Origin of the sequence: Pandoraea sp. XY-2, assembly GCF_004193915.1 — a bacterium.
GTDB classification, from domain to species: Bacteria; Pseudomonadota; Gammaproteobacteria; order Burkholderiales; family Burkholderiaceae; genus Pandoraea; species Pandoraea cepalis.
In genome coordinates this window covers 4,821,448-4,835,868 of sequence record NZ_CP030849.1, presented here as the reverse complement: position 1 = coordinate 4,835,868, position 14,421 = coordinate 4,821,448, and the positions used below count along the sequence as shown (strand labels likewise).

Here is a 14,421-nt window from a genome sequence, read left to right as displayed (position 1 = left end):
ACGCCACAAAACGCGAGGAGACAGGGTGAGCAAGACCAGCGATAGCACATCGCGAGCCGGCCGTTTGCGCCGGGCTCCGGAGAACTTCGTCGACAGCACGCTCGCCGACGACATCGCTCGCGACGGGTTGAGTCCCACCCGACGCAGCTTTCTGCAGCGCAGCTTCCTGGCTGCCGGTGCCGCGCTCGCTGGCGGCACGGCCTTTGCCGCCGACGCGCCCAAGGCTGCCGGGGATCCGATGATTCTCGAACCGCGTCCGTGGGCCACATCGCTGGGCCAGCCGGTCGCGGCGCGTCCGTACGGCATGCCGTCGAAATTCGAGGCGAACCTACAGCGCCGGCAGTCGCCAGGGCTGACGCAGACCGCGCAGGCATCGGTGGCATTCACGCCGCTGCAGGGCCTGTTCGGCATCATCACGCCCAGTGGGCTGCACTTCGAGCGCCATCATCAGGGCTGGCAGGAGATCGATCCAACGCAGCATCGTCTGATGGTGCATGGCCTCGTGCGCGAAGCGAAGGTGTACACGATGGACGACATCATGCGCCTGCCGTCCGTGTCGCGCATGCACTTCATCGAATGCGGTGCGAACACCGGCATGGAATGGGGCAATGCGGCCGTGCCGACCGTCCAGTACACGCACGGCATGCTGTCTTGCTGCGAGTTCACGGGGGTGCCGCTGTCGGTGCTGCTCGACGAGGTGGGCGCCGATACCAAGCGCGGCCAATACGTGCTCGCCGAAGGCGGCGACGGTTCCGGTATGACCCGCACGATCTCGATGGAGGCGGCACTCTCCGACGTGCTCGTCGCCTGGGGCATGAACGGCGAAATGCTGCGTCCGGAAAACGGCTATCCGCTGCGGCTGGTCGTGCCGGGCGTGCAGGGTGTGTCGTGGGTGAAATGGCTGCGTCGCATCAAGATTGGTGACGCGCCATGGAATACCAAGGATGAAACGAGCCATTACGTCGACTTGATGCCGGACGGCCAGCATCGCCAGTACACATCGATCCAGGAGTGCAAGTCGGTCATCACGTCGCCCTCCGGTGGACAGGCGCTGCTCGATCGCGGCTATTTCAACGTGACCGGACTTGCGTGGTCGGGCCGGGGCCGCATCAAACGGGTCGACGTGTCGACCGATGGCGGCAAGACCTGGCGCGTGGCACGGCTCGAATCGCCCGTGCTGCCGAAGTGCCTCACGCGCTTCAATTTCGACTGGCAATGGGACGGCTCGCCGGCGCTCCTGCAAAGCCGGGCCATGGACGAGACGGGCTTCGTGCAACCGCGCTATCGGCAACTGCGCGAAGTGCGCGGCACGAAGTCGATCTATCACAACAACGCGATCCAGACGTGGCAAGTGGCGGCGAACGGGGAGGTGACCAATGTCCACGTCGATTGAACGCAAGTTGCAGCGCCCCTTGCGCCGGCGCGCGCAGTCGGTGGTGCTGGCCGGACTGTGGGTGGCCGCATTGACGCTCGCGGGTTTAACGGTCGCGGCCTGGTTCTCGGCCCCGGCGCAGGCGGCGTCGGCCAACGCGTCCGGCAGTGCGAAGACGGCGGCGTCGGCGCCGGGCCAGACGCCCATCAAGGCACCGGCCGGGATCGGGCGCGACGCCACGCCGGCCGAATTGAGCGCGTGGGACATCGATGTGCGTCCTGACTTCAAGGGTTTGCCCAAGGGGCAGGGATCTGTCGCGGACGGCCAAAAGGTGTACGACGCCCGCTGTGCGTCGTGTCACGGTACGTTCGGCGAGAGCAACGAGGTGTTCAACCCGCTGGTGGGTGGCACCACGGCCGATGACATCAAAACGGGGCACGTGGCGTCGCTGCGCGCGAACAATCAGCCGGTGCGCACCACCTTCATGAAGGTCGATACGATCTCGACGATCTGGGATTACATCCGTCGCGCCATGCCGTGGAACGCGCCGCGCTCGCTCAAGCCCGACGAGGTGTACGCGGTCACCGCCTATCTCCTGAATCTCGCGGAGATCGTGCCGTCGGACTTCGTGCTGTCGGACAAGACCATTGGCGACGTGCAGAAACTGATGCCCAATCGCAACGGGATGACGCGTGCGCACGGCATGTGGCGCGTGGGCGACAAACCGGATACTCATAACAAGGCCTGTATGCAGGATTGTCCCGAGGCTGGTATCGTGACGTCCGCACTCCCTGCGTACGCCCGCGACGCACATGGGGATCTGGCCGCGCAAAACCGGATCATCGGTCCGGTGCGCGGTGTCGATACGAAGCTGCCGCCGCTGTCGGGCACTGCCGCGCAAAACGCGTCGGTGCGCAAGACGGCGGCCCTCGCCACGCTCGGCATGGCGAGTTCGGACGCGCCGGCCCACTCCGCCGCTGTGACGTCATCGGCAGCAACGCTTGCGGACAAGAATGGTTGTCTGGCGTGTCACGGCGTGACCGACAAGAAGATCGGACCCGCCTTCTCGGAGGTCGCCACCAAGTACCATGGGCAGCCGGATGCGGCTGAAAAACTGGTGGCGAAGATACGTGCCGGCGGCGCCGGCAATTGGGGCAGCATGCCAATGCCGCCGCAATCGCAGGTCGCCGAAGCCGATATCCGTACGATGGTCGACTGGATTCTCCGTGGTGCACATTGAGCGGGCAGGAGGTTCGACGGACGCACCGAGGGGCTCTCGGGCCGCCGCAGGACCTCCGTCCCCTACACAAATCGAAGGAGATACGATGAAAAAGATGCTGATCGCCGCGGCCATGCTGGCCGGCACCTCGCTGGCCCATGCCGGTGTCGATGTCGCAGCGGCGACCAAGCTCGCGGGTGCCAACGCTTGTATGGGTTGCCACGCCGTCGACAAGAAGCTGGTGGGCCCGGCCTATCAGGAAGTGGCCGCCAAGTACAAGGGTGACAAGGACGCGGTGGCCAAGCTGGTCAAGAAGGTGAAGGGCGGTGGTTCGGGTGTCTGGGGTCCGATCCCGATGCCGGCGCACCCGAACCTGTCGGATGCCGACGCCAAGATCCTCGTTGAGTGGGTTCTGGCCGGCGCCCCGGCGAAGTAACACCGGGGCAGGGGGCTCGCCGGCGGGCTACTCGGCAGGATCGGGTGGCGGGTCAGGTGAGCGAACGGCGGCCGGTGCGTGGCGGATCGATGGTCCGCCACGCACCGGCGGCCCTCAGAGAAGGAAACACACAGAGATGAACCAACAGCGACGCGACATGCTGCGGTTTTCCGCGGTAATGGGACTGGCGGTAGCCGCCGGGCTGATCAAGCCCGAAGAGGCGCGCGCGGCAGAGGCGCATTGGAACAAGGCGGCGTTCTCGACCCGGAGCGTGGCCGACACGGTCAAGGCCCTGGGCGGCACGGGCACCAGCCCGAGCGATCTGGTCGTGCTGACCGCGCCTGACATCGCCGAGAACGGTGCGGTGGTGCCGGTGGCGGTGGCGAGCAAGGCGCCGAATACGCAGATGATCGCGATCTTGATCGAGAAGAATCCGAATACGCTTGCGGCGTCGTTCGATATTCCCGACGGTACCGAGCCGGCGGTGACCACGCGCGTGAAGATGGGCCAGACCTCGAAGGTCTATGCGCTCGTCAAGGCGGACAACAAGTACCTCGTGGCCGAGAAGGAAATCAAGGTCACGCTGGGCGGCTGCGGCGGTTAAGCGACGCATCGTAGAACAGAGGAGCCACAACATGGGTAATCCGATGCGCATTCGCGCAACCGAGGCCGGCGGTGTCGTCGAGGTCAAGGTGCTGATGAGTCACATCATGGAAACCGGCCAGCGCAAGGACGCTTCCGGTAATATCGTCCCGGCACACTTCATCCAGAACGTCACGGTGACTTGCAACGGGAAGACGGTACTGTCGGCCGAATGGGGTCCGGCGGTGTCGAAAGATCCGTTCATGGCGTTCAAGTTCAAGGGCGCCAAGAAGGGCGACAAGGTCACGGTCATGTGGGTCGACAACAAGGGCGATTCGCGGACCGACGAGACGGCCATCGCCTGACGGGCGGACGTCGGCAGACGTGCGGCGGCGAGTCATAGGCGCTGCCACGCGGATCCGGCCGGGTGGGACGGCGTGACGAGAAATCCGCGCCGTGCAGTGTGCAAGCACGAGCGCTCTCGGGAGATTCCCCGTTGCGCGGACCAACCCCACGAAGAGGAGATCGAGATGAACGAGGCGCAACATAGCGCACGGGCGAGCCAACGAATGAGCACGGCAGGAGACGCAGCGTGGCTGCGACGGACTGTGCTTGGCGGCATGCTCGTCATCGCGGGCGTCAGTGCCCCCGCATTCGCTGCAGAAAGCTCGACGGCGGACGCCATCGCGCAATACCGCGAGATGCTCGCCGACGGCAATCCGGCGGAACTCGTCGAAATGCGAGGCGAGGAACTCTGGAAAACGCCACGCGGCCCGAACAACGTGTCGATGGCGCAGTGCGACCTGGGTCTTGGTGCGGGTGTCGTCAAGAACGCCTACGCGCAACTACCGCGCTACTTCCCCGACACGAAGCGCGTACTCGATGCCGAGTCACGCATCGTCGAGTGCATGGTGCATCTGCAGGGCTTCAAGCGCGCGGACGTCATCAAGCAGCCGTTCTCCAAGGAAGGGCAGGACCCGACCGACCTCGAAGCGCTCACCGCCTATGTGGCGGGTCAGTCACGTGGCGCGCTCATTCACGTGTCGCAGGCGCGCAAGGAGGAGAAGGAAGCCTACGCGCGCGGTCAGAAGATCTTCTATTACCGTTCCGGTCCGTACGATTTCTCGTGCGCGTCGTGTCACGGGGCGGATGACAAGCGTATCCGGCTTCAGGATCTGCCGAATCTGACCAAGCCTGCGGCGGCGCGACAGGCGTTTGCGACGTGGCCGGGCTATCGCGTCTCGCAAGGCGCGCTGCGCACGATGCAGTGGCGGATGAACGACTGTTTCCGCCAGCAGCGCATGCCGGTGCTGAATTACGGCTCGCAGGCGTCCATTGACCTGATTACCTTTCTCGGCGTGATGGCCAATGGCGGCAAGATGGACGCCCCTGGCCTGAAGCGCTGACCGATTGCGAGGCACACCCATGAAATCATTCGCATTGCGCGCGACGGGCGTCGCGCTGGCAGCGGCCGGGGCACTCGTCGTCGGCACGGCCTTTGCGCAGGACGAGAGTCCGAAGCTGGTGAGCGGCACGACCGATGCGGCCGTTGTGCAGGAGTTGCGCGATTCGTTCCGCGCCTCGGGCATCGCGCAGCTTGACCGCATCGATCAGAGCGAGTTGCAGAAGCTGTGCACGCAGTACGCGACCAAGCCGATGCCGGCGAAGGTGGCCGAGCGTCTGCAAAAAGCCGAGATGACGAAGGTCAAGGCACCGGCCGACGGCCAATATCTCGGCGACTGGAAGGAAGGCGAGAAGGTTGCCCAGAACGGCCGTGGCCTGCAGTTCACCGACAAGGCCGATACCGTCAATGGCGGCAACTGCTACGCGTGCCACCAGTTGACCAAGAGCGAAATCTCGTTCGGCAACATCGGACCGTCGCTGTATCACTACGGCAAGCTGCGGGGTGACTCGACCGAAGTGGTCAAGTACACATGGGCGAAGGTCTATGACTCGCATAGCTACACGGCCTGCTCGAACATGCCGCGATTTGGCGCAGCGGGCATCCTGACGGAGAAGCAATTGAAGGACGTCATGGCGCTTCTGCTCGACCCCGCGTCTCCCGTCAACCAGTAAGCCACCGCCGTTCCGGCTCGCGGCCCGAGATCGTTGCGATCGACGGCCGCCGCCGGCTTCCGGAGTGCCGCATGACATCCCTGGAATATTCGAATCAAACCGCTGATCGTCGCCGACCGTCGCGATGGTCTTGCTCGCGTGCGGGGTGGCGAAGCGGGTGTTTGCTTGCGTCTGGCGTGGGCTCGCCAGTTGCGCGAATGCGCTTGTGGCAAGTGGCTGTTCACATGATGCTGAGTGGAATGGACGCCGTATTTAATGCCTGTACGGGGCGTGGATCGCGCCGTGCTGCGCGACGACGCGACATTGGCGTGCTCGGGCGTTTGGACGCAACGATTGGCACGGTGTTCGTCGTGGGAGCGATGGCTCTTGGCACACCGGCGCACGCGCTTGAGGTCGGCGACACGGTCACGCTGCCGTCGCTCACGTTGCTCGATGGCAAGACGCTGCCGGCGAGCGCGTTCAAGGACCGTACGGTCATCGTCGAGTACTGGGCATCGTGGTGCCCGTTCTGTGCGCAGCAGAATCCGCATGTGCAGAAGCTGTACGAGGCCACCCGCGGCAAGCCGATCCAGATCGTCACGTTATCGATCGACAAGAAGCCGCAGGAAGCCATCGACTATCTCAAGACGCATGGCTATACGTTTCCGGCGGGTATGGAAACGGACGCCTGGCGGGCGGTGCTGGGTAAGCGTCGCGGGTTGCCGGAGCTGTATGTGATCGGCCGCAACGGCAAAGTGCTGCGCAAGGAGGTGGGCGAGATGTTTGGCGAGGACGTGGCGGCGCTGGCGGATTACGCGGGAAAGTGACCAGATGACCAAGTGACACGGTGACCACGTGACAAGGTGACAAGGTGACAAGGTGACAAGGTGACAAGGTGACAAGGTGACAAGGTGCCAGGGTGCCAGGGTGCCAGGGTGCCGGGGTGCCAGGGTGCCAGGGTGCCCAAGGTGCCCAAGGTGCCCAAGGTGCCCAAGTGCCCCGGTGGTTGGGTGATTGGGTAACCCGGTTACACGAGGACTCAGGGTTTGAATCAGTGATTTGGCGACTCGGTGAATCGATAACTCGGTGGTCGGGGGCTCGGTGAGTCGGCGGGACGAGACGGAAGATGATCGTTACCGAATCGTCCCGGGCCGCTTACCGCGGCATCGCGTCGATGGTTTGCTGGCGCGGTACGCGCTGGCGGGTATGGCTACATTGGCTAACGATAAAGCAGGCGCGCCGCACGACGTGTGCGTTACGGAGACGAAATGAATCGACGCGAGTTCATGCAGGTGTTGGCTGTGGCGGCAGCCGGCGGAATGGCACTTTCGCATCACGAGACGGCGGCCGCCGCAGGGGCGTCGTCGTTCTATGATCTGCCGAAGTTCGGCAATGTGCATCTGCTGCACTTTACCGACTGCCATGCGCAGTTGTTGCCGATGTATTTCCGCGAGCCGAGCGTCAATCTGGGGATTGGCGACCAGGCGAACAAGCCGCCGCATCTGGTGGGCGAGGCGTTTTTGAAGGCGTACGGCCTGCGTCCCGGCACACCCGACGCGTATGCGTTCACGTATCTCGACTTCGCGGCGGCGGCGCGCACGTACGGCAAGGTGGGCGGGTTCGCGCATCTTGCGACGCTGGTCAAGCGCATGAAGGCGTCGCGTCCTGGCGCGCTGCTGCTGGACGGCGGCGATACGTGGCAAGGTTCTGCCACATCGATGTGGACGAAGGGCCAGGACATGGTCGACGCCACGCTGGCGCTTGGCGTCGACGTGATGACGGCGCACTGGGAATTCACGTATGGTGCTGACCGTGTGAAGTCGGTGGTCGAGGAGCAGCTCAAGGGCAAGATCGACTTCGTCGCGCAGAACGTGCAGACGAACGATTTTGGGGATCCGGTTTTCGCCCCGTACACGATCAAGACGATGAACGGGGTGCCGGTGGCGATCATCGGGCAGGCGTTCCCGTACACACCGATTGCGAACCCACGTTACTTCGTGCCGGACTGGACGTTTGGCATTCAGGAGGAGCGTCTGCAGTCGATGGTCGACGAGGTGCGCGGCAAGGGCGCGCAGGTTGTGGTCTTGTTGTCGCACAACGGGATGGACGTGGATCTGAAGCTGGCGTCGCGGGTGCGGGGTATCGATGCAATTCTGGGCGGTCATACGCACGACGGGGTGCCGAAGCCTGTCATCGTGGAAAACGCTGGCGGCAAGACGCTTGTGACGAATGCCGGGTCGAACGGCAAGTTCCTGGCAGTGCTGGACTTCGATGTGAAGGGCGGCAAGCCGGTGGACTTCCGTTACAAACTGTTGCCAATTTTTGCCAATCTGCTTCCGGCCGACGCGCCGATGCAGGCGCTGATCGAACGCGTGCGTGCGCCGTTCGCGGCGAAGCTGGCGGAACCGCTGGCGGTGACGGAGGGCGTGTTGTATCGGCGGGGGAACTTCAACGGGACCTTCGATCAACTGCTGCTCGATGCGGTGATGGCGGAGAAGGATGCCGAGATTGGCTTCTCGCCGGGTTTCCGTTGGGGGACTTCGCTGCTTCCGGGGCAAACGATCACGATGGAGCAGTTGCTCGATCAGACGGCGATCACTTACCCGTACACGACACTCACTCCGATGACTGGCGAGACGATCAAGACGGTGCTCGAGGATGTAGCCGACAACCTGTTCAACCCCGATCCGTACTACCAGCAGGGCGGGGACATGGTGCGCGTGGGCGGCATGGACTACACGATCGACCCGACGGCCCCGATGGGGCAGCGGATTATGGAAATGCGTCTGAACGGGAAACTGATCGAGGCGGGGAAGACGTACAAGGTGGCCGGCTGGGCGCCGGTGGCGGAGGGGGCCCAGGGCGAACCGGTGTGGGATGTGGTGGCGCGGCATCTGCGCGCGCAGAAGACGGTGGTGGCGAAAGCGCCGAAAGTCCCGTCCATCAAGGGGATGAAGGGGAATTTTGGGGCGGCTTGAGGGAGAAGGGTACTGCTGCAGAAGCGCGTATCCCGATGAAAATGCGGAAAATTTGCCAATTCCCGAGCAATTTGCTCGGTTCCTCGCCGCCCCGAGAAAAGTCGCTATAATTGTGGCTTCGTGTGGGGCGGTAGCTCAGCTGGGAGAGCGTCGCGTTCGCAATGCGAAGGTCGGGAGTTCGATCCTCCTCCGCTCCACCAATCTTCTTCATCCTTCCATCACCGCGTTCTGCGGATTTTTTGCGGGTGCATTTTGGGAAGATGTTGGGATGTGATGAGCTAAATCTAATATTCAGATTTCACTTCGGTTGGTGAGGCGCTCGTCCCGCAATACCTGGTGGAATAGGGCATCCAAAAGAACATTAATCATAAGATTCCTTTGTGATGGTGGCATTTTCGGCACATTTTGGGTTGTGGTGGTGTGCTAATATGCGTCGACTCACAAGCGGCCGGATGGAGCGGTTCCGAGGCAAGGTTCCGTGCCCGCAAGACTGAAAGAAAATGTTCAAGCATGCCAAAAACCTGATGGCCTTGGCGGCGATTCAGGGATCGAATGCCGCACTTCCGTTGTTGGTCTTCCCATTTGCTCTTGGGGTTCTCGGCGCCAAGCACTACGCTGATCTGGTGTTTACGGAGGCGATCTCCGTCATCACGATTGCCGTGGTGCTATATAGCTTTGAGATTGATGGCGTTGCGCAGGTTGCTGGGCTGAAGCACGAAAACGATTCCGAGCGCATTTCCCGCGTTTTCAGCCGCATTTTCATCATGCGGCTGATTTTGTTCGCCGTCATCGCGCCGTTGTTCGTGTCCGGTCTGGCGTTATACCGTCACGAACTGCTGGTTTCCGCGCTTTGGTGGATGCTGGTGCCTCTCAGCTATGCGCTTGCGCCGACCTGGCTGTATCAGGGGTTGCAGATGAACCTGCCGCCTGCGATCCTCACGTTCTCCACGCGAGCCGTCGCCGTTGGGCTCATCTTCTGGCTACTCAAAACGCCTGACGACTATCTTCTGGTGCCTAAGGTGATGGGCGGCATGTATCTGGTCGGTGCGGTGTTAATGGTCGCGTTTGCCGTGTTCGGTCTGGGCATACGGCTGGTTCCCGTTTCGTATTCGGAGATGCGTGACATGCTTGTGTCCGGAAAGGAGATCTTCGTCGGGAATGTGGGCGTGGCGTTGTACAGGGACTCAAATGTCCTGCTGCTTGGGCTGCTCGGGTACCAGGGGGCGGCGCTTGCGGCGTATTCGCTCGCCGAAAAACTGGTGAAAGCCGTGCAAGCCGGGGTTCGACCGCTGAATCAATTGTTTTTCCCGCGCGCCGTGCTCGTATCCCGCGCGGCGCAAGCGCCGGACCCCGCCACGTGGCGGCGACTATTCGCGCTGACATGGCCTCAGGGCGTTGCCTTGATCGGAGGATGGTGTGCGCTCAGCTTCGTGTTGCCGCTGCTGAGTGACCATGTCCCGGCCCTGCGCAACATCAAAGACGGGCGTACCGTCGTCCTGTTTATCTCGATCATGAGCTTTGCCACGCTATTTGGCGTCGCAAACTTCATGTTCGGCAGTGCCGGGCTGAATATCCTCGGCCAGCGCAAATATTTGCTGCATGCCATTCTGACGGCCGGTTGTACTAGCGTCGTCACTACGCTGGTGCTGGGGCATTTCTATGGCGCCATCGGCGCAGCCGTGAGCTTGACACTCTCGGAGGGTATGTTGTTCTTGCTGATCGTGGGCCGGTATTTCGGGTTGCAAATTCGAAAGCAAAAAGCGCATTCGTAATGGAGAAGTTCGTCGCAGTCGTCTTCAGTTTGATGATTTTGCTGCAGGCATGGGGCTTGGGCGTGTATGCTGGCTCGTGGATCGTGCCGGGTACGATTTTTGGACTGTTCTGGTTCCTGTATACGTTTGTGCCGCTTGTCGGGCTCTGGAACGTGCCTGTCGACGCCACCGCCATTCTCTATATCCTCGTCTGCTGCATCGCTTTCTCGCTGAGTGCCGTGCCGTTCCAATGGCGCAGTGCCTTTCGCATCAAGGCCGTTATCGGGCGGTCGTTCGACTACGGTAGCCCGTTCATCCGGACCTGCTTTTATGCCGGCAGCACCCTGACGATCTTCTGTCTGATCGTGGACCTGTTCATTCAGGGCGTGACGGTATCGGCAGTGCTCTCCAACCCATTGGAAGTCGCTCAGCAGATGATGGTCCGACGTTACCTCGGGCAGGTGACGCCGAACATTTTCGGACAGCTCAGTTTCGTGCTTCAGTATCCGAGCGCCATTTTGGGCGGCTTCGTCTTCTCGTCGATGAGCTTGGGCGGCAGGAAGCGGCTTGTCCTGCTGTTGACCTTTCTCCCGTCGATCATGGCCATGTTACTGCAAGGAGCCAAAGGCGCGCTATTCCTCGTGCTGGTGTTGTTCTGGGGCGCACACCTGATCTACAAAGTGAACGAAGGTCAGCTCAAAGTGTTCACCTGGCGCGACGTGCGCCGCTCGGTGCCGTATGCCGGTGTCGTTGTTGTCTTTGTCACGATTTCGTTTCTTTCCCGCATTCTTGATGCGTCAGGAACGCCTGACGGCGCGCAGCAGCAGATCGTCCGGCTATTCGCCTCATACGCCGCAGCGCATATCTATGCGTTCTCCGACTGGTTCTCGGAACTGCTCGGCGGCAGCCAAGCGTTGTTTTATTCGGATGGCCTGGGACGCTATGGATTCTATACGTTCACTGCGCTGGCGAAGCTGTTCGGTAACGATACGAAAGTTCCCGATGGAGTGTATGAGGAGTACTTCAAATACGGAGATATGTTTCAGACGAACATCTACACGATGTTCCGTGGTCTGATCGATGACTTTGGGCTGGGCGGATCGGTGCTCGCTATGTTCGCGGCAGGCATTGTCATTCATTTCGCGTATTACCTGTTTTTGCGAATGCGGCGGCCAGCGCTGTCGACTTCGATCTTTATTCACTCGATTGGGTTCTTCTACACGTCCTTCATCATCAGTTTGTTTATCTGGAACAGCATTTACGCCAGCCTGATGCTGACGGCTGCCGTGCTATGGGTAAACGGATGGTTTTTCAGCCGAAGGTCTGAGCGGCAGGGCCCGCAGATCGGTACGCGCGACGGGGTGAAACGTGCGACGGCGATAGGTTATCGAGAAGGTGATAAATGAAATTAGGGTATGTCTGCACAAACTACAATAACAGTGCATTTACACGAACGGCGGTTGAAACTCTCCTGAAGATAGCCGGGCACGAGTTTCACATTGTGGTCGTGGATAACGCGTCGGATAGCCAGAATGTTGGGCTCTTGCGCGATATCCAACGCGATTTTCCTGACGTAGACGTCATCTACAGTCAGGAAAACATGGGCTACTTCAAAGGACTCAACGCGGGTATTGCGCGAGTGCGCGAACTCAGCCCGGGCTTGGGGTGGATGGCCATCGGGAATAACGATCTGGAATTCCCCGCCGAATTTGCCGATCGCCTCGAGCGCAACGCCGAGCGTCTCGGCAAGCATCTGGTCATCTCGCCGGACGTGCTCACCCTGAATGGCGAGCACCAAAATCCGCATGTCATCTCGACCATTAGTCCTGTTAGGGAGCTGTTTTACGATCTGTATTACAGCAACTACTACCTTGGCATGGCGATTCTGAAGGCTGCGTCAATGTTGCCATCGCTGTCGGATCGGCACGACGAACGAGAGTGGCAAACGGCTCGCCCCATCTATCAAGGGCATGGTTCCTGCTATATTCTTACGCCTGCGTTTTTTGAGCGTTTCTCCGAACTGTGGGCGCCGACATTCATGATGTCGGAAGAATATTTTCTCAGTAAGCAATTAAGCGACGTTGGCGAGCAGGTCTATTACGACCCGTGTGTGCAGGTAGTTCACCATTGGCATGCGTCGCTGGCCAAGCTGCCGGGACGTCGCCGTTGGGAAATGGCTCGTGATGCACACCGCGAATACCGAAAATATGTGAAAGTGCTTCGCTGAATGATAGCGCTGGGCAGAAAGAATATTTACTAATTCGATTAGTCAAGGTTGATCTATGCGGCAGTATCAGGTTTGTACGAATTGCGTGATGGACACGACAGACTCGCTGATCGCGTTTGACGAGAACGGCGTGTGCGATCACTGCCGGGGCTTCAAGGCGGACGTATTGCCGCATTGGCACCCGAACGACGCAGGTAAGGCGATGTTCGCCAAAATGGTGGAAGAGGTGAAAGCGGCCGGCAAGGGCAAGCCGTTCGATTGCATCATGGGTATGAGCGGCGGTCTGGATAGCTCGTATTTGTTGCATCTGGCCGTAAGCGAATTCGGTCTGCGTCCGCTAGTGTTCCACGTCGATGGCGGCTGGAATACGGATATCGCCGTGAACAACATTCAGGTGATCGTCGACAAGCTCGGCCTGGATCTTTACACGGAAGTGATCAACTGGGAGGAAATGAAGGACTTCCAGTTGGCATTCTTCAAGGCTGGCGTTCCGCACCTGGACATTCCGCAGGATCACGCCTTCATCGCAACACTCTATCACTTCGCGAACAAACACAATATCAAGCACATTCTGAATGGCGGTAATTACGCGACGGAATGTGTGCGCAATCCGAAGGAGTGGCTGTATTACGGCACGGATATGGCGCAGCTCAACGATATTCACCGCAAGTTCGGAGCGCGCGAGCTAAAGACGTATCCGTTCAGCAGCATTCTTTTCCATAAGGTATATCTGCGCTATATCAAGGGCGTGCAGGTACTCAAGCCGCTGAACTACCTGCCGTACACAAAGGAACTCGCCTCGACCACGCTGGCGCAGACGTACGGCTGGCGTCCGTATCCCCAAAAGCACTTCGAATCGCGTTTCACGCGTTTCTACGAAGGCTATTGGCTGCCGACCCGTTTCGGCTACGATACGCGCAAGGTACAGTATTCGAGCTTGATCCTGACCGGGCAGATGACCCGCGAGGAGGCGCTCGAAAAGCTGAAGAAACCGGCCTACGATTCGGCCACGATCGATGAAGACTTCGAGTACATCGCGACGAAGCTCGGTATCAGCGTCGACGAACTGCGTCGTTATCACGAGATGCCGAAGAAGACCTATAAGGACTACAAGAATCAGGAGTGGATGTTCGACCTGGGCGCCAAGGTGCTCAAGGCCATCGGCGTCGACCGGGCGGTGAAGCGATGATTGCCATCATCGATTACGGCTCGGGCAACGTGGGTGCGATTGCCAACATTTACAAACAGTTGAAGATTCCCCATGTAATCACGGGCGATCTGGAGCAACTGGCGCAAGCCGAGCGTTACATTCTGCCGGGCGTGGGGCATTTCGATACCACGATGGGCTACCTGCACGAGTCGGGCATGGTCGACATGCTCAACGAACAGGTGCTCGTGAAGGGCAAGAAGGTGTTGGGCATCTGCGTCGGCATGCAGATCCTTGCGGACTCCAGCGAAGAGGGTACGCGTTCGGGCCTGGGGTGGATTCCCGGGCGTGTGCGCAAGATCGACGCGTCGACGCTTCCGGCTGCGCCGCGCCTGCCCCACATGGGCTGGAACTCGCTCAAGCCGCGCCGCGAGCATCCGATTTTCGAGGGAATCGACTTCGACCGTGGTTTTTACTTCCTGCACAGCTACTGGTTTGGCGCGGCAAATGAGGAAGATGTACTGGGCACGGTGGACTATGGCCGCGAACTGACCTGCTCGGTCACCCGCAACAACGTTTTCGGGATGCAGTTTCACCCGGAAAAGAGCCATGCGAACGGTGTCGCCATCTTTCGCAATTTCGCAGGACTGTAAA

At 60.6% G+C, this 14,421-nt stretch carries 14 protein-coding genes and 1 tRNA gene; all 15 read left to right on the top strand.

All coding sequences use genetic code 11. The features are described from left to right. Positions 1–25 precede the first annotated feature (25 nt). Complete coding sequence (gene soxC, locus DRB87_RS21965; protein ID WP_130027513.1) at positions 26–1,393, top strand: sulfite dehydrogenase; 1,368 nt, start codon at positions 26–28, stop codon at positions 1,391–1,393. Next, positions 1,377–2,612, top strand: a complete 1,236-nt coding sequence (locus DRB87_RS21960; RefSeq protein WP_130027512.1) for a c-type cytochrome — start codon at positions 1,377–1,379, stop codon at positions 2,610–2,612. Before soxC ends, DRB87_RS21960 begins: the two co-directional genes overlap by 17 nt. Before the next feature lie 85 nt (positions 2,613–2,697). Further along, a complete protein-coding gene (locus DRB87_RS21955; protein WP_017233577.1) occupies positions 2,698–3,027 on the top strand; it encodes a c-type cytochrome in 330 nt (109 codons plus the stop codon). A 136-nt stretch (positions 3,028–3,163) separates the two neighbouring features. Continuing rightward, positions 3,164–3,631 (top strand): thiosulfate oxidation carrier protein SoxY, encoded by a 468-nt coding sequence (gene soxY / locus DRB87_RS21950; protein WP_130027511.1) that lies wholly within the window; start codon positions 3,164–3,166, stop codon positions 3,629–3,631. Between the two features lie 31 nt (positions 3,632–3,662). Further along, complete coding sequence (soxZ, locus tag DRB87_RS21945; RefSeq protein WP_017233575.1) at positions 3,663–3,974, top strand: thiosulfate oxidation carrier complex protein SoxZ; 312 nt, start codon at positions 3,663–3,665, stop codon at positions 3,972–3,974. A 255-nt stretch (positions 3,975–4,229) separates the two neighbouring features. Next, complete coding sequence (gene soxA / locus DRB87_RS21940; protein ID WP_370364043.1) at positions 4,230–5,015, top strand: sulfur oxidation c-type cytochrome SoxA; 786 nt, start codon at positions 4,230–4,232, stop codon at positions 5,013–5,015. Between the two features lie 19 nt (positions 5,016–5,034). Then, on the top strand, positions 5,035–5,685 hold the full coding sequence (gene soxX / locus DRB87_RS21935; RefSeq protein ID WP_130027510.1) for a sulfur oxidation c-type cytochrome SoxX: 651 nt from the start codon (positions 5,035–5,037) through the stop codon (positions 5,683–5,685). A 359-nt stretch (positions 5,686–6,044) separates the two neighbouring features. Further along, entirely contained in the window at positions 6,045–6,491 is a 447-nt protein-coding gene (locus DRB87_RS21930; protein WP_165385459.1) for a TlpA disulfide reductase family protein, read from the top strand. Positions 6,492–6,932: 441 nt separating this feature from the next. Then, a complete protein-coding gene (soxB, locus tag DRB87_RS21925; protein ID WP_130027509.1) occupies positions 6,933–8,642 on the top strand; it encodes a thiosulfohydrolase SoxB in 1,710 nt (569 codons plus the stop codon). Between the two features lie 124 nt (positions 8,643–8,766). After that, a tRNA-Ala gene (locus tag DRB87_RS21920) sits at positions 8,767–8,842 on the top strand. 300 nt (positions 8,843–9,142) lie between these two features. Further along, positions 9,143–10,414 carry an oligosaccharide flippase family protein gene (locus tag DRB87_RS21915; RefSeq protein ID WP_130027508.1) on the top strand — a complete coding sequence of 424 codons (1,272 nt, stop codon included), beginning with the start codon at positions 9,143–9,145 and terminating at the stop codon, positions 10,412–10,414. Beyond that, a complete protein-coding gene (locus DRB87_RS21910; protein WP_130027507.1) occupies positions 10,414–11,799 on the top strand; it encodes an O-antigen polymerase in 1,386 nt (461 codons plus the stop codon). Before DRB87_RS21915 ends, DRB87_RS21910 begins: the two co-directional genes overlap by 1 nt. Further along, positions 11,796–12,620, top strand: a complete 825-nt coding sequence (locus tag DRB87_RS21905) for a glycosyltransferase family 2 protein (RefSeq protein ID WP_130027506.1) — start codon at positions 11,796–11,798, stop codon at positions 12,618–12,620. The genes DRB87_RS21910 and DRB87_RS21905 overlap by 4 nt, the downstream gene beginning before the upstream one ends. Positions 12,621–12,708: 88 nt before the next feature. After that, complete coding sequence (locus tag DRB87_RS21900; RefSeq protein WP_240756106.1) at positions 12,709–13,809, top strand: N-acetyl sugar amidotransferase; 1,101 nt, start codon at positions 12,709–12,711, stop codon at positions 13,807–13,809. Then, on the top strand, positions 13,806–14,420 hold the full coding sequence (gene hisH, locus DRB87_RS21895) for an imidazole glycerol phosphate synthase subunit HisH (protein WP_130027504.1): 615 nt from the start codon (positions 13,806–13,808) through the stop codon (positions 14,418–14,420). Before DRB87_RS21900 ends, hisH begins: the two co-directional genes overlap by 4 nt. Position 14,421: the final 1 nt, after the last annotated feature.

Coding starts and splice junctions, on each gene's coding strand:
- DRB87_RS21960 (WP_130027512.1), top strand. CDS start 1,377: ATGTCCACGTCGATTGAACGCAAGTTGCAGCGCCCCTTGCGCCGGCGC.
- DRB87_RS21955 (WP_017233577.1), top strand. CDS start 2,698: ATGAAAAAGATGCTGATCGCCGCGGCCATGCTGGCCGGCACCTCGCTG.
- soxY (WP_130027511.1), top strand. CDS start 3,164: ATGAACCAACAGCGACGCGACATGCTGCGGTTTTCCGCGGTAATGGGA.
- soxZ (WP_017233575.1), top strand. CDS start 3,663: ATGGGTAATCCGATGCGCATTCGCGCAACCGAGGCCGGCGGTGTCGTC.
- soxA (WP_370364043.1), top strand. CDS start 4,230: ATGCTCGTCATCGCGGGCGTCAGTGCCCCCGCATTCGCTGCAGAAAGC.
- soxX (WP_130027510.1), top strand. CDS start 5,035: ATGAAATCATTCGCATTGCGCGCGACGGGCGTCGCGCTGGCAGCGGCC.
- DRB87_RS21930 (WP_165385459.1), top strand. CDS start 6,045: ATGGCTCTTGGCACACCGGCGCACGCGCTTGAGGTCGGCGACACGGTC.
- soxB (WP_130027509.1), top strand. CDS start 6,933: ATGAATCGACGCGAGTTCATGCAGGTGTTGGCTGTGGCGGCAGCCGGC.
- DRB87_RS21915 (WP_130027508.1), top strand. CDS start 9,143: ATGTTCAAGCATGCCAAAAACCTGATGGCCTTGGCGGCGATTCAGGGA.
- DRB87_RS21910 (WP_130027507.1), top strand. CDS start 10,414: ATGGAGAAGTTCGTCGCAGTCGTCTTCAGTTTGATGATTTTGCTGCAG.
- DRB87_RS21905 (WP_130027506.1), top strand. CDS start 11,796: ATGAAATTAGGGTATGTCTGCACAAACTACAATAACAGTGCATTTACA.
- DRB87_RS21900 (WP_240756106.1), top strand. CDS start 12,709: ATGGACACGACAGACTCGCTGATCGCGTTTGACGAGAACGGCGTGTGC.
- hisH (WP_130027504.1), top strand. CDS start 13,806: ATGATTGCCATCATCGATTACGGCTCGGGCAACGTGGGTGCGATTGCC.